The organism is Rhizobium cerradonense (assembly GCF_030182455.1).
In the GTDB taxonomy this organism is placed as follows: domain Bacteria; phylum Pseudomonadota; class Alphaproteobacteria; order Rhizobiales; family Rhizobiaceae; genus Rhizobium.
On record NZ_JAQJCK010000017.1, the window covers coordinates 69,229 to 92,531 of the forward strand.

The window sequence follows — 23,303 nt, forward strand, 5'->3', positions numbered from 1 at the left end:
TCTCTGTACTGAAAGGATGCGCAATGCCGCTGGCTGTCACGGCACTGCTCGCAGCAAGCAATGCCAATGCTGCGGAACCGTCGCCGGGCATCACCGACGACACCATTAAAATTGGGGTCACCGGACCGCTCACTGGACCGGTCGCGGTCGTCGGCGGTGTCGCCGAAGGAATCCGCGCGCGGGTCGAACAGGCCAACGCCGAAGGCGGCGTCAAAATGGGCGATGGCAAGACCCGTAAGATCGATCTCATCGTCGAAGACGATGGCCTTGATCCCCAGCGCACCTTGGCGAATGTCCGCAAGATGGTCGAAAAAGATCAGGTATTTGCTCTCGTCGGCACAGCCGCGACGCCAAACAACCTGGCAATCGGCCGCTATATCACGCAGAAGAAAGTGCCGAACGTTTTCATGTATTCGGGTGTCGTCTCCCTGAACGCTCCCGAATGGGAGGTTGGCTTCGTACCGTCGTTTTCAACCGAAGCCGACTCATTTGCTGCGTACCTTCAGATCAACAAGCCCGACGCAAAGGTGGCCTTCCTGTATCTGAACACGGAGACCGGCCAAACTTTCATGAAGGCCTTCGATAGCGCAATCGACGGAACGAACATCAAGGTGATCGAACGCCAGCCGGTGACATCGCAGGACCCCACTGTCGAGACCCAGCTAAACACTCTGAAAGCTTCCGGCGCCGATACATTGGTGATTATCGCCGCGCCGCGCCAGGGCGGCGAAGCCATCCGCTTCCAATCCGAAAGCGGTTGGAAGCCTTTGACCCTGGTCACGAACTTGTCGTCAGCGTATCCGGTTCTCCAGTCGGTCGGCCTGGAAAATGCCAAGGGTATCATCACCTCCGACTTCCTGAAGCCGATCACCAGCGATCAGAAGTCCGGTGACGAAGGCGTCGATCACTATCTCGACGCCATAAAAGCAGCCAAGGTGAACTTCGTCTTCGCCAATACGATTGGCCAGACCGGATACGCCATCGGCGATGCGCTCATCCAGTCCCTCGAAAAGCTCAAGGACCCCACCCGCGAAGAGCTGATGAAAGTCGTTCACAACATGAACGGATGGAAGAACCCATTGCTTCAAGAGGGTATCGCGATGACGACCAAGGAAGGATCCGACATTTACCCTGTCGAGGCGCTCCAGCTCTACCAGTTCGACGGCCAGGAATACGTGCCGCTCGGTGGAGTTTTGGATTTTGAAGGCAAAACACACGAATAGTTCTCCCTCCGTTCGGGTGCCGGTAACCCGGCACCCCTTCACTGAGGTGAGGCAGATTTCACTCAGCAGTGCACTTCGATCCGATTGGCTAGGCGTCAGTTTTTGTTTCGGTATGCATCCGGAAACACGATATCCTGATCGACGAGCACATTGAACTTGTACCCTGGCCGGATCTCCAGTGTCGGCTGCACGTCCATATTGCGCTGGATCGTCCGATCGGCAACGCGCCCGAAGGTTTCGGCGAAATTCCGCCGCGCTGCGTCTGAGGCAGTATCCTGCGTCGCCAGAGTCGAACTCTGCGGCACGGCCATATCGATGCCCGTTCCGATCAGGGCAATCAGCACAGCCGACCCGAACGTCCTGAGATAGTGATTGTTCACTTTATCGGTGAAACCGCCATAGCCCTGGGCGTCCGTACCCGCCATGCCGCCAATTTGCAGCGTCGAGCCGTTCGGGAAGATGATGTCGGTCCAGACGACAAGAACACGTCTCTGGCCGAACGAGATCTTGCTGTCATAACGGCCGAAGAGCTTTGTTCCCTGCGGAATGAGCAGGCGATGACCGGTTGCGCTGTCATAGACGTTCTGACTCACCTGCGCAGTGATGCGGCCGGGAAGATCCGAATTAATGCCTGATATGAGCGTCGCCGGAATGACGGAGCCGCGTTTCAGCTCAAAGGGTGATTGCTGTGGCACGACGCGATTGGGGAGGTATCCGAGATCCTTGAGATCGGCGTTGAAGAAATCCTCCTTCGAGCGCTGCCCATTCGGATCGACGTTCTGACCGACGAGACCGGCTCGCAGGGCAGCACTATAGAGGTCGGACGGCGTTCCTGCGGTCGGCGCCGTGGTTGCCGCGCTCGCGTCGTCCGCTCGCGAGCGCGCGTCGAGCTTGCCGCGATCGATGGCGAGCGGCGCGTCATAGGCGGTATCCCTCGCCTGCAGTCGGGCCATGCGCTGGCGATGCCGTTCACGCAAATATTGTTCCTGGTTCTCGCGTTCGAGACGTGCCCGCCATGCATCTTCCGGCTCCAGTTCCTGCCAGCGCCGATCGCCTTGTTCGGGCTGCGGCGTGAAGGGATTGGGCACCTTATGCTCGTCCTGCTTTGTCGAGACAGGTGTTGGCTGGAACGTTGTCTGCTGCTGCGGCTCACCGATAATTCCGTCGGTCACGCCACGCTTGATCTGGTCGGCGAAGGTCGAGGCGGGATTGCCCGAATTCCCTTCCGGGCCTCGGTCCTTACCCGAATAGAGTCCGCGGGAAGCAAGGCCGTAGAAAATGACGGCGAGAAAGGCGACCAGCAGCACGATGACCACGACGATCGGCAGACGGTTGATCCGCTTGATGCCTTTATCGATTCCTTCGTTTGCGGTGCCGCCGAGCTTGAGAGATTGAGCCATTCTTCTCCTCCCTCAAGGGCGTCGCATCAGCGACAACGCGCTCGCCGCCGTCGCCCCGTTCGCCGTGACGGTATAGGCCCGACCAAGTTCGACACTATTTGTCGAAAGACGCACCAGAACTTGACCATCGAACGGTGTGATTACATAGGCGAGCGTGACGACTTTTGTCTCGCCATCCGTCTTCTGGTCGGTGATAACGGCATAGCCCCATCCCTTGAGCGCCGCCTCGAGCGCCTGCCCAAAGGATGAGCTATCCTGCTTAAGAGCGATTGTCGCTTTCCCTGGTCCGATTTGCTCGGCGAGGCGGCTGACCATATCACCTGCGAGGGCGCCTGCGGCCGGGGGTGAGATTTCCACCGGCGCTGTGCTGGCGGCGAGGCCGTCGGTGTCCGTCGACTGGCATCCGGAAAGAAGAGTGACCAGGATGCAGGCTGAGGCAAGACTGAAGACGAAGCGGAGCCCAGGAGTTCGCATCATCGCCCTCCCCTTCTGATCGTCACTTTTTCTTGCTTCCACCCCACGCCGGAGACGAGGACGGCGCGATCGATATTGTAATCGACCACCATCATATTGTTCTTCAGGCGATAGTTGACGATCCGGTTCTGTCCTCCAGAAACGACGAAGAGCACTGGCGCATCCTGCCCGGAAATCGAACGCGGAAACTGGATGTAGGTCTTGAGCCCATCGGAATAGACCCTCGTCGGCCGCCAGCCGGCTTTTCCCGAGACGGAATAGGCGAAACTCAGCTGTTCGGCTGGAACGCCGGCGCCGGGCATGGTGCTTGCGTCGAGCCGAGCGTTGACCTCGGCGAGTTTTGTCGAAACATCTTCGGGATATTCGAAGCCAACACGGGCCATATATTGCATCGCATGCGACTTGAGCTGGATATGATACGTGCGCCTGGACGTCGTCACGACCATCGACGTCACCAAGCCGGGTTCCGAAGGCTTGATGATCAGGTGTATGGCCTGTCCGCCTGCCGCTCCCGATGTGGCGGGTTCGACTTTCCAGCGAACCGTGTCGCCGACCAATACGTCGCGGACGACCTCGCCGCCCTGCAGCTCGATATCGCAGACCTGAAGCGGCGAGCAGACGACGGAGGGCTGCACCTCCCCATAGAGGAAGATCACCTTCCCATCCGCTCCCTTGGTGACGAGGCCCCGCGATCCGCGCCACTGGGTGGAAAGTCCCAAACCTTTCGACTCATTGGCGGTGGCGCCGTCGGCGGCCAGCGCGCGGGAAGAGACGAGGATCGAAGATGGCCCGACGGCGAAAATGATGGCGCCGGCCGTCAGCGTGGCCCGTAGAGTTCTGCGTGGGATGTTCATGTGGGAGGCCATGCCTTTCAAAGCTGTGCGGTCCAGTCGAAATCGCGGAGATAAAGACCGATAGGGTTCAGGCGGATTACGCCTTCGTCCTGGGGCGGCGTGAGCGTCACGGTGGCGACGCCGCGAAAACGGCGCACTGCAGTTTCCTTGCCGCGCCGGTCTCGCTCGAACTCCGTCCAGTCGACCTGGTAGGACTGGGTGGAAAGGGCGACGATGTTGTTGACCTCGACCGCGACCGTCGCGGTCGTCGCCTTTTCGAACGGCGAGTTCGAGCGGAACCAGGCATTGATCTTTTCCGTCGCGGGATCGGACATCCGGAGAAGGGCGTAGGTCCGGTCGATATACTGTTTCTGCACGACCGCATCCGGCGTGACGGATCTGAAGTTTGAGACGAAGCTGCCAAGGGTCGCGCGCACGACCCGCGGATCTGCATAGTCTATCTGCTGCGGCAAACCGGCGTTGGCAGCAGTGCCGAGCCTGTCGATTTCGACGATATAGGGAACGAGCTTAACCTGCGTGCTCTGGTATAGCGCATAGGAAAAACCGATCACCGCCATGAGCATGCTGGTGACGCCAACGATACGCCACGCCGCGGCAGCCCTGACATAGGAGCCATAACGTTCGTTCCACTCGTTTCGTGCGGCGATATAGGGATTGTCGGGCGCATTACGTCCGGCCATAAGAACTCTGCCTCCGGCTACTTGTTTTCATTGATCGGTGGAGGCGGCGGCGGTGAGGGTGTGGCGCTTGTCCGCGTCTGATCGAGCTTCGCGTTGGCAAGACCAAGCAGCGAACCGGCATAGGCTCCCGGTGAACCGATCACCTTATCTTTTGCGGCCGAGCCAGCTGCCCAACCTGCACTGCCGATGCCGGATGCCATGCCTCTTAATGCAGCGCCTGCCATCGATGATCCCCCTACCCGCGCCGCGCTCGCGGTCTGAACGCCCTTAGATGCGGCGTTCGCGCCAAGGAATGCGCCGCCTGCGGCGAAGGTAGCGGCTTGGCTGCCGTGGCGGATCGCTTCCATGCCACCACTCACCGATGCACCCTGCACGACGCCCTGCAGGATTGGCGGCACATACATCGCGATCACGAAGACCACGACCGAGATGCCGGCAATCGCGAGTGTGGTGATGAACTGCTCGGAGGTGGCCGTCGGCGCTTCGGCGAGGCTCAGCAAAATGTCGGAGCCGATTTTGGCGATCATCACCAGCGCCATCAGCTTCATCCCGACGGAGAAGGCATAGACCAGATATTTGATGGCAAAGTCCTTTGTGAAGGAAGAACCGCCGAGGCCGAGCATGATCATGCCGGCGAGCAGGCCGACATACATCTCCACCATGACGGCAACGAAGATCGCGGCGACGAGACTGAAGGAAATCACCACCACGACCATGGCGAAAACGGCGGCGATCGCGAGCGCATTATCCTCGAACAGGCCGAACTTCGCCTGTTCGGACATCTTGGTTGCGACACGGATACCGGCGTCGAAGATGTTGGCAGGGGACGCAGAGCCGCCGCCAGCGCCAATCTGAAACAGACTGTCGACCACCGCCTTGGCGAAGGAGGGACCCTGATCGAGGATGAAGGCGAAGAGACCAATGAACATGATTCGCCGGACGAGTTCGGCAAACCAGCTATCCAGCGAGGCGGCATTGATCGCCAGCCACACGGCAGCGATGCTGACCTCGATGCCGGCCAGGATCCAGAACAACGATCGCGCTGCATCCATCACCGTCGTTTCCCAGCCTTTCGCGGCGGTGACAACGGAGTTCTCCAGCGTCGTGAGTACTTCGCCCTGTTGCGCGAAGGCAGGAGTACTTGCCAACAAGACGACGCCGACCGCAATGAAGGCGAGCTGGATCTTCTGGAAGGAGCGAACAATTACCATCGTGGTTTCATTTCTTGCCCGCCACGGACATTCCGATCCGGATCACCACCGAAGAACTTTTCCCGATATCCCCGATGCTCGGTATCTGAAGCAGGCCGCGAGACGCCCACATCCGATCCGGACCGAGGTGCCGGATTGGGTTGAACCAAAATCCAAGTGACGATGCCGGCGCCGATAATTGTGGCCCCGGCGATGGCGATGGGCAGGCGCAGGCTCACCAGCGGGGCTCCATCGTTTGACCACCGCGGATGTCACGCTCCGTTGCGTTGAAGAACTGCTCGCGGCGGGCCTGCGCCAGATCCTTTTGCGCCTGTTCCGATTGGAACCACGCTCCCATCATGGTCATTTGCTGGGAGACGAGACCCCGCAACTTTTGCATCTGTGCGACCTGTTGGGCGGCGATCTCGTGCCCGACCTGCAGTGCTTTCATTTGTCCATCGGCTGATTCCGACATCGAGCGCAGCGATGACATCGTGCGTTCCTCACTGGAAAACTGGTCGGCGGTCAGATTTGCGGCCTTCAATGTCCCGGCGATCGTGTCGCGGTTCGTGTCGGACCAACTCTGATATATCGTCGAAAAGCTCGCCCCATTTGGCAGACTGCTCTTCATCTCGGAGAAGCTTTGAAAGCGCTGCTTGAGGAGGTCGTCGATATTGCCCATGGAGAACGCAACCCCTTGACCCTGCGCGACGACGTTCTGCAGGTTCTTCAGGTCGCTCTCGACTTGACCCCAGACGTGGTCGGGTAGTTGCGCTGTGTTTTGCAGCAGGTTTTTGTAGATATTGAGCTGGGTTTGGATTTGCTCGGCAAGCTGGGAGATCTGGGTGATCTGATTGTTCACCTGCTCGGCAGATTTGCCGACGAGCGAAACCAGTTCGGCGTTATTGGCGAGCTGCGTCCATTCGGTCGCCTGCCCTGTCACGCCGCTGGCCTGAACGGGAATGGGGAATGCGGTCGAAAAGGCGGCCGCCGCGATGACTGCCGTGCGGACTGTTTCAAGAGATCTGGAAGAATGAATCGGCATGGGCGATCCCTCTTTGCTGGAGCCAGTGGAGAGGCCACGTGGCCCCATACTCGAGGTGGAGCGAACGGATGCGCTTCAGGTCTTCCTTGCCTGATGCGCCGACGAATGAGAGAGCGACAGGACCGAGCGCCATATCGAACAGGCGGCGGCCCTCGGGTGAGGCGACGTAATATTCGCGCTTGGGAATGGCGGTCGCGACGATCTCGATCTGCCGCTCGTTGAAACCGATCCGCTCGTAGAACTCGCGCGTCCCGGACTCGCGGGCCGCGCCATTCGGCAGGCAGATTTTCGTCGGGCAGGATTCCTTCAGCACGTCGATGATGCCGGAGCGCTCAGCATCCGAGATCGACTGCGTGGCGAGCACCACTGCGCAATTTGCCTTGCGCAGCACCTTCAGCCATTCGCGGATCTTATCGCGAAAGACCCGATGACCAAGCATCAGCCAGGCCTCGTCGAGAATGATCAGGCTGGGGGCGCCGGTAAGACGCTTTTCGATGCGGCGGAAAAGATAGGTAAGGACGGGGACGAGATTGCGCTCACCCATGTTCATCAACTCTTCGATCTCGAAGCATTGGAAGGCACCGAGCGCCAGACCGTCCTCCTCGGCATCGAGCATCTGTCCCATCGGACCGTCGACGGTATAGTGGTGGAGCGCGTCCTTGATCTCGCGCATCTGCACACCGGATACGAAATCCGAGAGCGAGCGACCACGCGATTCCGCCATCAGAGCGATCTGGCGGGAGATGGCGTTGCGATAATCCGGCGTGATCGTCACGCCCTGCAGCGCAACCAGCGTCTCGATCCACTCGGCGGCCCAGGCGCGATCGCCATCGGCAGAAAGTTCGGCGAGCGGGCAGAATGCGAGACCGGCACTTTCCTCCTTCGTTGCTGGCCTATTGGCGTCGCCGCCGATCTCGTAATGGTGGCCACCAATGCTAAGCGTCAGCGGCAGTATCGAACCGCCCTTGTCGAAGGCGAACACTTGCGCGCCGGCGTAGCGGCGGAATTGCGCTGCGATCAGCGCCAGCAGCGTCGACTTACCCGACCCGGTGGGACCAAATATCAGTGTGTGGCCGACATCGTCGACATGCAGGTTCAGCCGGAACGGCGTCGAACCGCTGGCGACCTGCATCAGCGGCGGCGAGGCCGGCGGATAGTACGGGCACGGTGCGGTCGGGCTGCCCGACCAGACCGAATTGAGAGGAATCAAGTCTGCCAGATTGCGAGTGTTGATCAGCGGTTCGCGGATATTGGCATAGGAAACGCCGGGTAGGCTGCCGAGAAAAGCGTCGGTCGCATTCAGCGTCTCGATCCGTGCACCGAACCCTTCGACCTGGATCAGGCGGCGGACGGCCTCGCACTTTTCTCGTAGGCGGTTTTGATCCTCGTCGAAGATGACGATGACAGGTGTATAATAACCGTAGGCGACGAGCTGCGATGAGGCCTCGGCAATTGCGTCCTCGGTTTCGGCGACCATCATCATGGCATCCTGGTCGAGCGATCGGGATTGCGTCTGGAAGAGCTGATCGAGGAAGGGTCTGACCTTCTGCTGCCACTTCTTGCGCGTGCGCTCCAGCCTCGCCCTTGCTTCCTCCGCATCGAGGAAGATGAAGCGTGACGACCATCGATAGGCAAGCGGCATCAGGTCGAGGCTGTTGAGGATTCCCGGCCAGCTTTCGGCTGGTAGCCCGTCGACCGCGACGACACCGAGAAATCGGTTCTCGACCAAAGGGGTCAAGCCGTGCCGTAGCTCGGCCGTCACCAGCCAGTCAAGATACATAGGGATCTCGGGCAGACGCACCGGATGGTTCTCGCCGGTGATGCAGAAGCGGATGAACTGGAAAAGCTCGTTATAGTGGGCGGCACGGAATCCGCCGTGCTCTGGCGTTTCTCGCGTCAGCATCCGGCGGATCGACACGACGTTCATGAGATACTGTTCGAGCTCGCGGATAGAAGCTAGAAACGTCTCCAACGCCCTGTCGGCATAGGTGGTCGAGCGGCTGGCTTTATCGGAGTACACATAGCGTGTTAGGCCGGAGCGCCGCGGCTCCGGCGGCCGCCAGGTCAGGATCAGCGCGTGCCGGCTCTCGAAATGGCCGCTCTCCTTCTGGAAATGCGCTCGCCGTTCAGCGTCGATCGCCCGCGTGATCGGATCAGGGAAGTGGCAATCATCATTGGCCGGGTAATCGTCAGTCGGAACCCTGGCAGCTTCTACTTGTATCATCCAGCCCGAACCGAGGCGCGAGAGGATCGCGTTGATCTGCCGTGACACTTCGTTGCGCTCGGCGTCGGTCGAACTTTCGCTGTCCGGGCCGGCAAAATACCAGCCTGCCATTAGCGAACCATCCTTGAGCAGGATCACGCTGTTGTCGACCAGGCCGGCATAGGGCACGAGATCGGCAAAAGACGGTTCCGTGTGGCGGAGTGATTTGAGCGCTACCATCGCACGATCCTCAGAATCTGCGCCAGGGCGACGACGTGGCGCGATAGAACGCCTTGTAGGAGATGTGCCGGACATAGACCCGCCGCATGAGGGGATCGGCCTTCGCCATCATACGAAGGGTGGCCACGGCGATAAGCCAGATGGCTATGCCGAACAGCGCGGCATACCAGGTCAGCACCACAAAGATCAGGATGATCGCGGCAAGGGCCGTGAGCAGCACCAGCTCGCGGTCTGCGCCGATCAGAAGGTTCGGACGGGACAATGCCCGGTGTACGCGCGCGCGGGATAGGTTGGAGCCAACTTCAGCCATGAACCCCCTCCCCCTGCGCGCAAAGCACTACCTCCGGCTTGGAGATGTCAGCATTGGATCGTGCCGCCTCACCAATCGATGCCCCTGTCGCACCATACAGGGCAACGATCTGCGTTGCGCCCAGAAGAACACCGCCTACGAGGGCGACATAGCAAAGCCTTCTCGCGAAATCGTTCAATTCGCCCCCGAAGATGAGCATGGCGCCGGCGATCGCCACGGCCGCCAAGGCGATGAAGCCGGCGACAGGGCCGGTGATCGACTGCTGGATCTGCTGCAGCGGCGTTTCCCACGGCAGTCCACCCCCGCCGGATGATGCAAGCGCCGGCTCCGCCAGGGCTAGAGAAATGGCAGCGAGCGCAGCGTTGGCGGAAATAATCTGTGTCCTACGCGACATGACTGTCCTCGTCGATTTGTGCGTAATGTTCGGTCCGATAATGTGAGTTGCTGAAGCCCTCGACGTGGATGATCTCGCGGACCCGCCTCCCCTTGCCCGCCCGCTCGATGGAGACGACGAGATCAACTGCCTCCCCAATGACATCCTGCATGGGCTGATGGCTCGCTTCCGCGGTCAGTTGCTCGAGCCGACGCAAGGCAGACATCGCAGTGTTGGAGTGAATGGTGGTGACTCCGCCCGGATGTCCGGTGTTCCATGCCTTCAGCAGCGTAAGGGCGGCGCCGTCGCGTACCTCGCCAACGATGATACGGTCGGGTCTGAGACGCATTGTGCTCTTCAGAAGACGTGCCATATCGACCGTGTCACTGGTGTGCAGACTCACTACGTTATCCGCCGCACACTGGATCTCGGCCGTGTCCTCAAGAACGACCATGCGATCGTCCGGCGCCGCCGCAACGATTTCGGCGATGACCGCATTCGCAAGCGTCGTTTTGCCTGACCCGGTTCCCCCGGAAATGACGATGTTCATCCGGGAGTCGATCGCGCTACGCAACACAGAAGCTTGTGCTTGGGTCATTACTTTCGACTTCACGTAATCGTCGAGTGGGATGAGCCGGGAGGCTCGCCTCCGGATCGTGAATGTGGGCGCCGACACCACTGGCGGCAGCAAGCCCTCGAACCGATGTCCTCCAATCGGCAGTTCGCCCGAAATGATCGGTTGCTCGTCGTCGGCTTCCGATTGCGATGCATGGGCGACGCTGCCGATGACGACTTCGGCGGCCGCCGGGCTCATCACGCCCGCTGCGGCAATTCCGTGGCCGAGCCGTTCGATGAACAATCTGCCGTCAGGATTGAGCATGATCTCGACGACCGTTGCATCGTCAAGTGCGACGCAGAGCTGGTCACCGAGCGCGTCCTGGAGTTTGCGGACGAGACGGGAACGAGAACGGAGCTCGGTCATGCCGCGCTCCTGATCCGGTTGCCGGCACCGTTCGTCGTGATCGGGTCATATCCCGGCGGGCAAACCCGATCGAAGCTCGTAGGATCGGCCGGCAGGACGCCCCCAACTGCGACGGTGTCACCGATCGAAACCGGAGATCCAAGTCGCCGCATTGGCCACCCAGCCCGTTTCAGGATCCGCTCAAAGCGAAGATCGGTTGCCGTGACGATCTCACGGAATCCGTTCACCATCGACCATTCGATGATGCCGGCGAACATCGTCAGTGTGGCGAGGTGCAGTTGTCCCCCTCCCCTTCCCGCCGGTAATGACGTGTCGACGCAAAAGCGGGAGCTCTCGATCATTGCTGCATGGTCACCGAGGCCGTTTGCTAGCAATTGAGGGAATGTCCGTTCCAGCATGGTCGGGCCGGAAGCGGGCAGAAGGCGCGCACATCCCACTACTTTCCGGTCAAACGCGATCGCCAGAATGTAGGTTGGGCGCAGATCGTCATATTGATCGCGTTCGCCGGCTGAGGTGAGGACAACATCCCATTCCAAGCGTTTGCCGAACACCGCGGCTCGAAGATGGTGCATCTGGTTCAAGTAGTTGCGGTGGCTTCCGTAATGGTCGGCCGAGACGCTTAGGATCCGCATTGTGATCTCCGCATGGACTGGTCAAGCAAAGGAAAATCACCTCGTTTTGCGCATGGCTATGTGTAGATTTGCATCCGGTGATTCTACCGAGTCGGGGTGGAGTCCAGCATCTGTGGACGTTGCGAGCGGCGCAAACGGCGCGATTTCATGTGCAAATCTGCAGTCGGTCGCGACTGGCCAACTCAAGAAGAATCGGCCTAACTTGCGGAAAGTCATTAGGGAATCGTTGTCGTGGGAGATTCCGCGGAGTGCGCGTTAACCTGTTGTTAACCAAAAACGTCTTGCAACCGTGACGGCATTCGGTAATCGTCACGGAAAAATGGCGTTACGTGCCAATTAACCGTGACAAGAGATTTCACCGTGAGCAAAGCAGCTGCAATGTCCAGAAATGATCGCCCGTCGGTAGACGTTACCATTGGCGAGCACGCGGAACTGCTAAGTTCTCAGCTTCAGGCTATGAGCGAGGCCCTTTTCCCGCCGACGTCGCACAAGAGTTTGCGAAAATTCACGTCGGGTGAAGCTGCCCGTCTGATGAAGATATCCGACTCGACGCTTCGAAAGATGACGTTGGCGGGAGAAGGTCCACAGCCTGAGCTTGCCAGCAACGGGCGACGTTTCTATACGCTTCGCCAGATCAACGAAATTCGACATATGCTCGCTGGCTCTACTCGCGGGCGCGAGAGCATTGACTTCGTGCCTCATAGGCGGGGCGCTGAGCACTTACAGGTCATCGCCGTGACCAATTTCAAGGGTGGCTCTGGCAAGACGACCACCTCCGCCCATCTTGCACAATATCTCGCGCTCCAGGGCTATCGAATCCTTGCTGTCGATCTTGATCCGCAGGCGAGCCTCTCAGCCCTCCTCGGGGTTCTTCCAGAGACTGATGTGGGTACGAACGAAACATTGTACGCGGCAATTCGCTACGATGAAGCAATGCGGCCACTGAAAGAGGTTATCCGCCCGACGTACTTTGACGGTCTCGATCTTGTTCCTGGTAACCTTGAGCTTATGGAGTTCGAGCACACCACTCCAAAAGCCCTGACTGATCGCGGCAGCCGCGACGGACTTTTCTTCACACGTGTAGCGCAGGCCTTTGATGAGGTCGCTGACGATTATGATGTGGTCGTTATTGACTGCCCTCCCCAGCTGGGTTTCTTGACGCTGAGCGGCTTATGCGCGGCCACATCGATGGTCGTTACTGTGCATCCCCAGATGCTCGACATCGCCTCGATGAGTCAGTTCCTGCTCATGACGCGCGATCTCCTTGGTGTGGTTCGGGACGCCGGGGGCAACCTTCAGTATGATTTCATCCGTTATCTTTTGACGCGGTTTGAGCCCCAGGACGCGCCGCAGACGAAAGTTGCTGCGCTGTTGCGCAACATGTTTGACGACCATGTTCTCACCAATCCGATGGTGAAATCGGCAGCCGTATCGGATGCGGGTTTGACGAAGCAGACGCTTTACGAGATTGGGCGAGAGAACTTGACCCGTTCGACCTATGATCGGGCGATGGAGGCTCTTGACGCAGTTAACTCGGAAATCGAATCCCTGATCAAGTCAGCATGGGGCCGCGCGTGATGGGCCACGACACCATACTTTCAGCGACTCTGTTGGGAGCTCCCAACAGTCCAGTGCTTGCTCGATCTCATCTTGTCGCCAGATGTCGTCCTTTCGATCGGGATCGCCAGCACCCCGTGGATTTTTGGCGTGGCGCCTATAACGGCGCCGTGTTGGGAGCTCCCAACCAACCGCATTTGGTAGTTGAAGCGCAATACCACGGCCGCGGTCTATGGAGGCCTTTGTCATGAGCCGCAAAGACGCAATCGACTCATTGTTCCTCAAGAAGATGGCGGTCAGCGAAAAGCCCGTAACGGATAAACCGCCAACGCGCGTGCGCTCTGGGGCCATTTCCGCAATGGGTTCGTCGCTGCAGGAGATGGCGGAAGGGGCAAAGGCCGCCGCGAGGCTGCAGGATCAACTGGCTTCGGGCGAGGCCGTCGTATCTCTGGATCCGTCCATAATCGAAGGCTCGCCAATCACCGACCGGCTAACGACGGACATCGATCCGAAATTTGATCAGCTCGAGGCCAGTATTATGGAGGATGGTCAGCAAGTTCCGATTCTTGTTCGTCCTCATCCTGAGGCGACGGGCCGATACCAAATTGTATATGGAAGGCGGCGATTGCGCGTTGCCGCAAAACTTGGGCGTAATGTTTCCGCCATCGTCCGGAATCTTACCGATCGAGAATTGGTGGTGGCGCAGGGGCGAGAAAATCTTGACAGAGCGGACCTCTCGTTCATCGAGAAAGCACTATTTGCTCTTCGACTCGAAGACGCGGGCTTTGATCGTGCAACGATCATCGCGGCGCTCTCCACCGACAAGGCTGACTTGAGCCGCTACATAGCCGTCGCCAGAAGCATACCAATGACGCTCGCCACCCAGATCGGCCCGGCGTCCAAGGCTGGTCGGTCGCGCTGGGTCGCACTTGCTGAGAGCCTCGGGAAGGTTTCTTCCATGGACGCAATCGACCAGATTATTGCGTCGGAACAGTTCAGGAATTCAGATAGCGACGCCCGCTTCTTACTTGTGTTCAAGGCAGCGTCGAAGCCCAGTAACAAAGTTTCTAAGAGAGTGCGGGCTTGGAGTACCCCAAAGGGACGAAAGGCCGCAAAAATCCAAAAGGATGCGCGGCAAACAGCTTTGATTTTTGACGAGAAGCTGGTGCCCGCTTTCGGCGAGTACGTCGCCGACCAATTAGATCGTCTCTACACGCAATTCCTTGAAACAAACGGAGGAGAAAGATCTGACAGGCAGTAACGGCCCTATCGCTTCTGAGCGTTGCTCGATCGAACTGGGCCACAGGTAGCCGCAAAAGAAAAAGGCCCTCCAAAACGGCGTTCCGGAAGACCTTCTCTGTAGTATCGCAGCTAAGAGAATCGCATTTCCAGGAATCTCAGTCAAGAGTCCCGTGAGGGAAAAACGTCGTGTTGGCGAGCGGATTTCTTTTGCCTAACGAAAGGTAAAGGGAAATGCAAGCACACGTCTCAACGACGCCCTTTGGGCGGCGGCCGGTGTCGCTCGGCCAAATTTCAAGTCAGATGTCGGCAAAGGCTGTGGAGCCTAGCGCGAACGCGAACAAATGGCATGTATTCCAGAATATCCGGGAGGTGAGGGAACTCCTCGGCGCCACGGATCGCTCGCTTGCGATCCTCAATGCCTTGCTGACCTTCCATCCGGAAACCACCTTCACCGGCGATGCCGAACTCATTGTATGGCCCTCGAACGAGCAGCTTGCAGCGCGTGCCAATGGCATGCCGGCAACGACATTGCGCCGACACATCGCGGTGCTCGTGGATTGCGGCCTGGTCATCCGACGCGATAGCCCAAACGGCAAACGCTTCGCCCGCAAGGGCAGGGGAGGCGAGATCGAACAAGCTTATGGCTTCGATCTGTCGCCAATCGTGGCCAGGGCTGAAGAATTCAAGGACATGGCTGAGACGATGCAGGCCGAAAAGAAGGCCTTTCGTGTTGCAAAGGAGCGGCTGACGCTGCTGCGTCGCGATATTGTAAAGCTGATCGACGCGGGGATAGAAGAACGGGTTCCCGGCAATTGGGGCAGGGTGCAACAGACGTATCAGTCGATCATGAACAGACTGCCGCGCTCTGCGCCTCGCCAGCTCGTTGACGATATCTGCATCGATCTCCACGCGCTCTACACGGAAATCCGTGACGTATTGGAATCCTTCGCAAAAACACAGATTCCGGTCTCCAATGAGTCCCATTCCGGTCGCCACATACAGAATTCAAAACCAGACTCTATTTCTGAATCTGAACATAGCATTGGAAAAAAAGAAGAAGCTGGCAGCACGGTGGAGGAAACCGATAACGTACGGAGCTTGCCGAAACGGGAATTGCCTTTGGGGATCGTTCTGGATGCCTGCCCAGGAGTAAGGGAACTTGCCCAGGGTGGCGAAATCCGCCATTGGCGCGATTTTCGGGCAGCGACGGAGCTTGCGCGGCCGATGCTGGGAATCAGCCCGAGCGCTTGGCGAGATGCCTGCGAGGTTCTGGGCGAGCAGCACGCCGCGATCACACTGGCCGCAATCTACCAGCGGGCTAACCAGATTGGTTCCGCCGGAGGATACTTGCGCAGCCTGACAGACCGAGCCCGGGAGGGTAAATTCTCGACTTGGCCGATGGTCATGGCGCTATTGCGGACCAAGCTTGAGGCGCAGAAGGTGAGGGGTAACGATCGGGGGGCCAGCCTGGATGATCCGGCGGGGAGCGGTTCGGGTCTGCGTGCGTCGGACGCCCTGCTGAGAAGCGTCAACAGGGCGAGACCGCTATGAGGACTGCTTCTGGCTCCGTTCCCGAATGATGATGTCGCAGCCAGCCGAGCGCAGTCCAGTCTCCTGCGCTTCCGTCGCTTGTTCGTCCGTCGATAAACGCGTGTAGCCGATCAGACTGGCTTGTTTGGTCGCTCGGGTCATCGACCAGCCTAAGCAGGGCGGCGGTCGCGGAGAAGCGTCAGCAGGGCCGGATTGATGTAAAGGTTCTCGCGTCCCGCCTTCACCTCCTGAAGCAAGCCGTTATCGGTGAGTGCCTTCAGGTAGACGGATGCCGCCTGACGTTTTGCGATGCCGGCCTGCACAAGATCGCTAATGCGGCAGTACGGGTTGACGAAAATCACTTCAGCCAGCTCCCGTGTGTAGAGTTTCGGGAGATCGCGGCGAATTCGTTCAGCGGTCTGATCGAGCAGATCGCGAATGGCGCGAATACGTGCTGTTGACCAGTCCGCTGTCTCTCGTACAGCTTCGAGCATGTAGAGAATCCACTCCTCCCAGGAGCCTTGCGTGGTGACGGCAAGAAGCCGATCATAATAGGCGCGCTTGTTGCCGATGATATATCGGCTGAGGTAGAGGACGGGGATGTCAAGCAGGCCTTTATCGACCAGATAGAGGAGGTTGAGGACGCGACCTGTGCGGCCGTTGCCATCTATGAAGGGGTGGATAGCCTCAAACTGGTAGTGCATGACAGCCAGTCGGACCAAAGGGTCGATTTCTTCGGCCTCGTGAATGTAGCGTTCCCAGTTTGCAAGCTTGCTCCGGAGCAATTCCTGTCCTTCCGGCGGGGTGTAGATGACCGTGCCAGTAGCCTCGTTCATCAGTGCTGTGCCAGGCGTTGAGCGGATGTCGAGATCAACGCCCTTGATCCTGCGGCAGACAGCGACAGCCGTTGACGTTGATACCGGGCGCTCTCTGAGCGACTGAAACCCCTCGCTTAGAGCCGTGCGATAACGAAGCGCTTCCTTCGTTGCAGGATCGGCCTGACCTCCTGGCTCGTTGGCGAAGCGGAAAAGCCGGTCGGTCGTGGTGACAATATTCTCTATTTCCGAGCTTGCCTGCGCCTCAAGCAGTGGGATCGAGTTGATAAGGACAGACTGGTTGGGTATGAGCTGCCCTGAGACGCGGAGTTCAGCCAGCGAGGCCCTTGCTGCGATGCATGCCTTGAGCACGGCCTTTGTTTCGACGTCCTCTCGGGGCGGTAGAGACGGAAGATCGTTATAGGGGCGATCAGGGCGGAACGTCATGTCGGTCAATCCTCATTTTGCCGACATGTCGCATTGGATATGTCGATGGCATCGACACGTCAGTAGTTTATGTCGATGAAAGTTGATTCTATCGACATATTATGGGGCCTGCAAGTCGACTTCCAAATGCAGAAGATATGGATAAACGATTGTTTGAAAACATCTCTGGACCCCTCTCCGCAGTGACAAAGGCCAGCATGTCGAACCCGGGACGCGAATCCCGTTGAATTGGGTAAGTAACTAGAGGTCGCAAATGAAATCAATGTTCTAGTTACTGTATGGTTGTAAAGAAGTTTGCGAGCAGAGAAGAATCGGGCCATCCTCCGACAATCGCAAATAAGTAGTCCTTCATGACGCCAACACATATAAAATGGCTCCACAAAACAGACGAAGTGCTTAAAACCGCAGACGGTGCAATGGTGGAGGTCTGGGAGCTCAACCATGAGGAGGACCCCGCTGTCCTGTCAGCCTGGGCGAAGCATTTCCGGCAGCATTACTGCCTCGATGAGGAGCTTGCTGATCTTGTTTCAGGAACGGGAAAGTCGAATGCCGAGTTCCTGACCGAGATCAAGTTTCCGAGCGCCAAGGTCGGGACAGGGCCAGCTACGCGATCCGGTGACTTTGGAGAAATTCTCGTTGCTGACTACATCGAGTTCGTTCTCGGCTACTGGTGCCCTCGTGAGCACCGCTACGAGGACCGCATCAACGCTAACGTCTCGGATAACGGCACGGACGTGGTCGGCTTTCGCTTTGCCGGTGAAAAGCCGAGTCTGAAGGACGAACTTTTTGTCGTAGAGTCCAAATCCGGACTGCGTCCGACCACTGAGAATCGACTTCAAACGGCCGTCAACGATTCTGCAAAAGATCGCCTGCGAGAGGCAATGACGCTCAGCGCCCTGAAAAAGAGGCTGCTTCGCAAGAATCGGGACTCCGCCCTCAAGGTCGAAAGGTTTCAAAACGAGGCCGATCGACCTTTCACACGATGGAGTGGGGCGGTCGCGGTCCTCGATACGGAAACGGCATCGAAAATGGAACTGGAGAAGACGCGGGTTTCAGACCACCCCAACAAGGACAACCTGAAACTCGTCGTGATCAAGGGCATTTCGATGATGGATCTCGTGCACGCGCTCTATGAAAGGGCAGCCAATGAAGCCTGATGCAGTTGCACGACAAGTCCTCTCAACCGTTCGAGCAACGGCAAAAATGCACGAATTCCGTGTCGCTGTGGAGGACTTCATCGAGCTGCGGCGCGACCCTGCCTCGCTCTATTCTCTGGCGGTCGGAATCCTTGGAGATGCTGCGGGCGCTGTCGCCGATCATTTTGTCGAACCGGGGACGAGCGCCCGTCCTCCTACCTGGGCGGAGGATACATCGATCGATGAGAATGTTCGGTTTGCCGCGACCTTCTTCGACTCTTATCTTGAGGCAAGGTTAGACGGCAGCATCTCCGCCGAATTTTCGCTGCTATGTGCGGCAGCCTATTATCTTTCCGACGCGATCGGAAACGCTGTGGTGATAGTGAAGCGTTCAGATGAGCCTCCCGCTGACCTTGGAGGCGGACTAGCGCTTCTCGCGAGCAGGATCCTGCAGAATCGACTGGATCCGATCGACGCAGAAATCTTTCACTCGACATTCGCAAATCGCCTGCTCGAGCTGGTCCGCGCACATTACGCCCTTCAGGACGAGGACGAACGCGCGATTCCGGAGCTCTGTGGCGAGCTTCGTGAGATGCTGTATGAAATCGGAACCGACCGCGAGGTCCTTTACGCCGATATTGTCACCGCAATATGCGCGGGTAAAATCCAGAACTCGTCGCGCAACAAGCTTCCACCAGCTTCAGGATTGCCCCTGACTGCCTGGTCGCCGGCGCTTACGAAGCCGGGCTTCCCGATAGAACTCTGGCCAGCACAACGGCGTATCTGTGATGCCGATCTGCTAAACGGGCGCTCTGCCGTCATCCAGATGCCAACAAGTGCCGGAAAGACGCGAGCGACGGAACTTATCATTAGGGCAGCGTTTCTTTCCGGACGGACTTCCCTCGCGATCATCGTCGCGCCATTTAAGTCGCTCTGCCACGATATTCGCTCAGATCTCGTAAGAGCCTTTCAGGGCGAGAATATACTCATGGACGAAGTTTCGGATTCCTATCTGATGGACTTTGGAATTGAGCAGCTTCTCGCCCAAAACAGCGTTCTGGTCATCACGCCGGAGAAGTTGCTCTACATGCTGCGTCGGGCCCCTGATCTGGCCGAGAGAATCGGACTGATTGTTTACGACGAGGGTCATCAGTTCGAGGGTTTCACTCGCGGGCCAACCTACGAGCTTCTCCTTTCGTCGCTTCGAATGATGCTAAAGCCTGCTGCGCAAATCGTTTTGATTTCCGCGGTGATTGGAAATGCGGAGCAGATTGCCGATTGGTTGATTGGAGACGCTTCTGCGATCGTTGGCGGAAAGGGTCTTCTGCCGACTGCAAAGAGCATTGCTTTCGCGAGCTGGCAGAAAGAGCGGGGATGGCTTAGGTATGTGAACCCGTTGGATCCCGATGAAGACGAGTACTTCGTTCCCCGAATTATTGAAGAACTTCCACTCGAAAAGAAGAGTAAGCGGGAACGCGATCGAGTCTTTCCGGACCGCAATCACCCTGCGGAAATCTCGGAGAGTGTCGACATCGGGTTGTACCTCGCGCTGCACCTCGGGAGCAACGGGAGTGTGGCATTGTTTTGCGGCCAAAAGGCCAGCGTGTCGAAGGTCTCCTGGCGCGTGGTCGATCTGTTCACGCGAAAGGTCGAATTGGAGAAACCGAGCGCTTGGTCTGATCAGCAAGAGCTAGACCGCCTTGCTAACCTAATTGCCAGCAATCTCGGTAACGACGCCGACGTCGTCGGTGCAAGTCGCTTGGGAGTTCTTTCCCATCACGCAAGCACGCCACACGGCATTCGCCTCTGTGTCGAACATGCGATGAAGGCAGGTCACGCACGGATCGTCGCCTGTACGTCGACGCTAGCCCAAGGCGTGAATTTTCCGATCAAATATTTGGTGGTGACTGCCACCCAGCAAGGCAAAGAGAAAATCAAAGTCCGCGACTTTCACAATCTCATGGGTCGAGCAGGTCGCGCAGGCATGCATACGGAAAGCAGCGTCATATTCTCCGCGCCCCCGATCTACGACGAGCGAGGAGACGACTATAAGAACTGGCGTTGGGAGGCTGCAAAAAAGCTACTAGATCAGGACGGTGCTGAACCCAGTCAGAGCAGTATCCTCCAAATTTTTGACGACTACAAACAGACAGCTGGCACCCCGATCGTCCTTACCTTCGATCTCGCTGATGAGAATTTAGCCTTCGCGGACGAGGCTGCGATCGAGTTGATTGTCGCGGAAGTCCTCAAGCAGTTTCCAAATGTAAGTGCCTCGGAGCTCAGAGATTATTTACATGGGAGGGCGAGGGCGATTCAAAGCATAGCGATGTACCTCGCTCAACATATCGACTTCGAAGCGGAAGATGCCATTGATGCCGCCGAGCGATTGGCCGCAAACACTCTGGGCTATCATCTCGCTGATGAAACAACACGACCTCGCGTGATTGCGCTCTTTCAAGCGACGGTCAAATCGATCCAGAGCAATACGGATGCCGCTTATCGCTTGCTGATCAAGAAGTCCCCACTTCCGCCAGCTGCGCTTCGCAAACTCAGCGCGTGGGTCGAAGCGAGCACCGAGCAGCTGACTGCAGCCGTTAAAGAAGGAACACTGTTGCCGCTTTTGATAGAGCAAGCGCTCCCACTGGCTTCAGCAAAATCGCTGTCGGCGTTGAGCGATGCAGCAGTCATCCCCACCATTCTATCGGCATGGACCGATGGAAAATCCTTCGCGGAAATACGACAGATCCTTGTCAACGATGACATCCGTGTGAGCGGAGATCATGCCACCGCCGATCACATTGTAGCAATATGCGAGGATGGATTTGGTTATCATGTCGCCATGATTTTGGCCTCGGTCGTGGACCTGCTTGAAACGATTGAGCCAGAGCTAGTCGACGCCACGACGCTTATTCAACGGCAAGTAAAAAATGGACTTCAGACAGAATCCGCGCTTGCATTCTACGAGGCGGGCTTTGCGGACCGAGTGATCGCGCAATTACTTGCTGAAGCGTTTCCAACTGTGAACGATCGTTATGGCGCCAAGGTAGCTTGCAGAGACAATATTGGGATGGTTGCAGCGCTACTAGAATCATCCCCAGAATATTTCCGAGGAGTAGCTCACGAGCTGGCGAGCATGTGATTTTGTACAGGGGGCGCCACACCTTTTTAAATCCACTCGGTATAGAAACTCTGGCACGTGTCCTCGCTGCGAAGTTGCGACTCCGCGATACCGTAAATTCACTTCCGAATCGCTAACCAAATTGGCTGGTTTTCGTTCGCGCCGCACCCCTGCCGTAACAGCGCATTAAAGAAGCCTTGCCGCGCGTCCGTTGCGCCGGGCTGCACTATTATAGTAACTCGCTGCCTGCTGCACAGAGCGATGCCGCGACTGCTCCATTGCCTCGGGGAGGGGAATGCCGCGGTTAGCCGCCTCGGTGAGATACCCGGACCGCAATCCGTGCGCCGAAAACTCCGCACTCTCCAGCCCCGCCATTTCCGCCCGCTGCTTCAGGATCGCGTTGACCGACTGCGGATCGAGCGCCCGCCGCGAGACGGTGCCCCATCTTCCGATTGCTCGAAACACGCTGCCCTTGTCGATCTTGGCCGCCGCCAGCCAGGCATTCAACGCGTCGACGGGTCGGCCTGTGAGATAGACGACGTCGTCCTGCTCGCCTGATGTCGTTTTGGTGCGGCCGAGATGAATGGCCAGAGAGGGGAGGGGAGGGCCGTCGGGCACTGCGATCGGGGGCTCTGCGGTCAACTGCTCACGGCGCAGTCCGGCAATCTCGCTGCGCCGGCGGCCACCGGAGGCAAAGGCGACCATCAGGATTGCCCGGTCCCTCACATCGCGCAGGCTGTCGGTCGAGCAGGTCGCCAGCAGCTTTGCTAGCACGTCGCCAGTCACCGCCTTGGCGCTCTTGCGGCGACGCGTCCGGGGCACGGCACGCACGGCGAGGCGAATGGCGGATTTGAGGGCAGGGGAGGTGAAGGTGCCGTCGAGTCCGCGCCATCTGGTCACGGTCGACCAGTTCGCCAACCGCCGGCGCACGGTGGCCGGCGCGTGTGGGCCGATAGATTTCAGGAAGCCCTGGGCGCGCAGATTGTCGGCGACATCGGCCGGCATGCCGTGATCGGGATCGGTCGCGCGCTTCTGCGGATCCCATAGGTGCTGGGCCACAAACTTCAGCAGCAGCGCCTCGGGCGCCGGCCAGGGCAGCGATCTCTTCGTCGCAGCCAGAGCCCAGGCCTCGAGATAGGCGAGATCGGAGGTGATCGCCCGCAGCGTGTTGGCGCCCATGCCTTCGTTGACGAGATGGCGCAGAGTTTCGACATCGCTGTCGGTCAACAGCTCGGCCAACTCATCCCGCCGGTCGATCGGCAGAACGGACGCAATGGTGTCGAGCTCGACGGCGCGCCGCTCGACACCGCTCAGGCTGGCGGACTTTCGCGGTGCCGCCATCAGTCGATCTCGACATGCGGCCGCCAGCGGCGGATGATTTCAACAATCTCCGGCTTGTAGGCATCCGGATAGGAGAGCGTTTCCTCGCGAGCGATCCAGGTGAAGACGGTGATCATGTCCTCGCAGATCTCTGGATCGAGGTCGGCCAGGTCGGTGAGATCGAAACCGCCATGCACATCGGCATTCCACCAGGCGAGCAGGAAATTGGCGACGCGCCGGCTCTGGCCGGTATCGCGGTGGGCGACGTTGAGGAGCTTTTCGATGGCGAAGCGGACGCGGTCTTCCATGTCTGGGAGCCTTTGGTGAGTGTGGTTTAGCCAAGATTCGGCGGATTCGGGGCCTCTGTCAATCTACCATCGATAAGAGGTAGTTATCGATGGCTATCGCCGCAGAAAACCACCGTCCGAGCAACGGAAGTAAAGCCCAAACTCGCTTCAGTATGACAAAAGAATAGCCTTAATTCATATGGTTAATGGAATGGAAAATCCGAAATCACGCGTACGTGGGGGGT

General features: G+C 58.4%; 21 protein-coding genes and 1 pseudogene. 6 read left to right on the plus strand and 16 right to left on the minus strand.

Annotation, left to right across the window (positions count from 1 at the left end; translation table 11 throughout):
• Positions 1-23 precede the first annotated feature (23 nt).
• Positions 24-1,223 carry an ABC transporter substrate-binding protein gene (locus tag PH547_RS27345; RefSeq protein ID WP_285169946.1) on the plus strand — a complete coding sequence of 400 codons (1,200 nt, stop codon included), beginning with the start codon at positions 24-26 and terminating at the stop codon, positions 1,221-1,223.
• A 95-nt stretch (positions 1,224-1,318) separates the two neighbouring features.
• Here the strand turns inward: PH547_RS27345 and trbI are convergent, their stop codons facing one another.
• Genes trbI through traI form a run of 12 tightly spaced genes read right to left on the minus strand, consistent with a single transcriptional unit; the run spans position 1,319 to position 11,606 of the window.
• A complete protein-coding gene (trbI, locus tag PH547_RS27350; RefSeq protein ID WP_112400472.1) occupies positions 1,319-2,623 on the minus strand; it encodes an IncP-type conjugal transfer protein TrbI in 1,305 nt (434 codons plus the stop codon).
• 12 nt (positions 2,624-2,635) lie between these two features.
• Complete coding sequence (gene trbH / locus PH547_RS27355) at positions 2,636-3,097, minus strand: conjugal transfer protein TrbH (protein WP_112400473.1); 462 nt, start codon at positions 3,095-3,097, stop codon at positions 2,636-2,638.
• The gene (gene trbG, locus PH547_RS27360; RefSeq protein WP_112400489.1) at positions 3,097-3,951 is read right to left on the minus strand and encodes a P-type conjugative transfer protein TrbG; all 855 of its coding nucleotides are present in this window, start codon (positions 3,949-3,951) and stop codon (positions 3,097-3,099) included. Before trbG ends, trbH begins: the two co-directional genes overlap by 1 nt.
• A 17-nt stretch (positions 3,952-3,968) precedes the next feature.
• On the minus strand, positions 3,969-4,631 hold the full coding sequence (locus tag PH547_RS27365) for a conjugal transfer protein TrbF (protein WP_112400474.1): 663 nt from the start codon (positions 4,629-4,631) through the stop codon (positions 3,969-3,971).
• A 17-nt stretch (positions 4,632-4,648) separates the two neighbouring features.
• Positions 4,649-5,842, minus strand: a complete 1,194-nt coding sequence (trbL, locus tag PH547_RS27370; protein WP_112400475.1) for a P-type conjugative transfer protein TrbL — start codon at positions 5,840-5,842, stop codon at positions 4,649-4,651.
• Complete coding sequence (gene trbK / locus PH547_RS27375; RefSeq protein WP_112400476.1) at positions 5,836-6,060, minus strand: entry exclusion protein TrbK; 225 nt, start codon at positions 6,058-6,060, stop codon at positions 5,836-5,838. Before trbK ends, trbL begins: the two co-directional genes overlap by 7 nt.
• Positions 6,057-6,866, minus strand: coding sequence for a P-type conjugative transfer protein TrbJ (gene trbJ / locus PH547_RS27380; protein WP_112400477.1), 810 nt, complete (start codon positions 6,864-6,866; stop codon positions 6,057-6,059). Before trbJ ends, trbK begins: the two co-directional genes overlap by 4 nt.
• On the minus strand, positions 6,838-9,309 hold the full coding sequence (locus PH547_RS27385; RefSeq protein WP_112400478.1) for a conjugal transfer protein TrbE: 2,472 nt from the start codon (positions 9,307-9,309) through the stop codon (positions 6,838-6,840). Before PH547_RS27385 ends, trbJ begins: the two co-directional genes overlap by 29 nt.
• Before the next feature lie 10 nt (positions 9,310-9,319).
• Entirely contained in the window at positions 9,320-9,619 is a 300-nt protein-coding gene (locus PH547_RS27390; protein ID WP_112400479.1) for a conjugal transfer protein TrbD, read from the minus strand.
• Positions 9,612-10,013: a conjugal transfer pilin TrbC gene (gene trbC / locus PH547_RS27395; protein WP_112400480.1), complete on the minus strand. Its 402-nt coding sequence runs from the start codon at positions 10,011-10,013 to the stop codon at positions 9,612-9,614. The genes PH547_RS27390 and trbC overlap by 8 nt, the downstream gene beginning before the upstream one ends.
• Positions 10,003-10,974, minus strand: a complete 972-nt coding sequence (gene trbB, locus PH547_RS27400; protein WP_112411196.1) for a P-type conjugative transfer ATPase TrbB — start codon at positions 10,972-10,974, stop codon at positions 10,003-10,005. Before trbB ends, trbC begins: the two co-directional genes overlap by 11 nt.
• Positions 10,971-11,606, minus strand: coding sequence for an acyl-homoserine-lactone synthase (gene traI, locus PH547_RS27405; RefSeq protein ID WP_112400893.1), 636 nt, complete (start codon positions 11,604-11,606; stop codon positions 10,971-10,973). Before traI ends, trbB begins: the two co-directional genes overlap by 4 nt.
• Positions 11,607-11,984: 378 nt before the next feature.
• Between traI and repA the strand changes: the two genes are divergently transcribed.
• The 3 genes from repA to repC all read left to right on the plus strand — a co-directional run bounded on the left by repA (position 11,985) and on the right by repC (position 15,956).
• Positions 11,985-13,184 (plus strand): plasmid partitioning protein RepA, encoded by a 1,200-nt coding sequence (gene repA, locus PH547_RS27410; protein ID WP_285169950.1) that lies wholly within the window; start codon positions 11,985-11,987, stop codon positions 13,182-13,184.
• Between the two features lie 226 nt (positions 13,185-13,410).
• On the plus strand, positions 13,411-14,424 hold the full coding sequence (gene repB / locus PH547_RS27415) for a plasmid partitioning protein RepB (RefSeq protein WP_112400894.1): 1,014 nt from the start codon (positions 13,411-13,413) through the stop codon (positions 14,422-14,424).
• Between the two features lie 212 nt (positions 14,425-14,636).
• Positions 14,637-15,956, plus strand: a complete 1,320-nt coding sequence (gene repC, locus PH547_RS27420; protein WP_112400892.1) for a plasmid replication protein RepC — start codon at positions 14,637-14,639, stop codon at positions 15,954-15,956.
• Here the strand turns inward: repC and PH547_RS27425 are convergent.
• Together PH547_RS27425 and fic are read right to left on the minus strand one after the other, a co-directional pair.
• Positions 15,957-16,097, minus strand: a pseudogene (locus tag PH547_RS27425) (recombinase family protein); the annotation flags it as partial.
• Positions 16,098-16,105: 8 nt separating this feature from the next.
• Entirely contained in the window at positions 16,106-17,197 is a 1,092-nt protein-coding gene (gene fic / locus PH547_RS27430) for a protein adenylyltransferase Fic (protein WP_112400891.1), read from the minus strand.
• Positions 17,198-17,547: 350 nt separating this feature from the next.
• Between fic and PH547_RS27435 the strand changes: the two genes are divergently transcribed.
• Positions 17,548-18,354: a Hachiman antiphage defense system protein HamA gene (locus PH547_RS27435; RefSeq protein ID WP_112400890.1), complete on the plus strand. Its 807-nt coding sequence runs from the start codon at positions 17,548-17,550 to the stop codon at positions 18,352-18,354.
• Positions 18,344-21,472 (plus strand): DEAD/DEAH box helicase, encoded by a 3,129-nt coding sequence (locus PH547_RS27440; RefSeq protein ID WP_162701032.1) that lies wholly within the window; start codon positions 18,344-18,346, stop codon positions 21,470-21,472. The genes PH547_RS27435 and PH547_RS27440 overlap by 11 nt, the downstream gene beginning before the upstream one ends.
• Positions 21,473-21,637: 165 nt before the next feature.
• Here PH547_RS27440 and PH547_RS27445 read toward each other — a convergent pair whose 3' ends face one another.
• Together PH547_RS27445 and PH547_RS27450 are read right to left on the minus strand one after the other, a co-directional pair.
• Complete coding sequence (locus PH547_RS27445; protein ID WP_112400888.1) at positions 21,638-22,792, minus strand: site-specific integrase; 1,155 nt, start codon at positions 22,790-22,792, stop codon at positions 21,638-21,640.
• Complete coding sequence (locus PH547_RS27450) at positions 22,792-23,079, minus strand: DUF7673 family protein (protein ID WP_112400887.1); 288 nt, start codon at positions 23,077-23,079, stop codon at positions 22,792-22,794. The genes PH547_RS27445 and PH547_RS27450 overlap by 1 nt, the downstream gene beginning before the upstream one ends.
• Between the last annotated feature and the right edge of the window lie 224 nt (positions 23,080-23,303).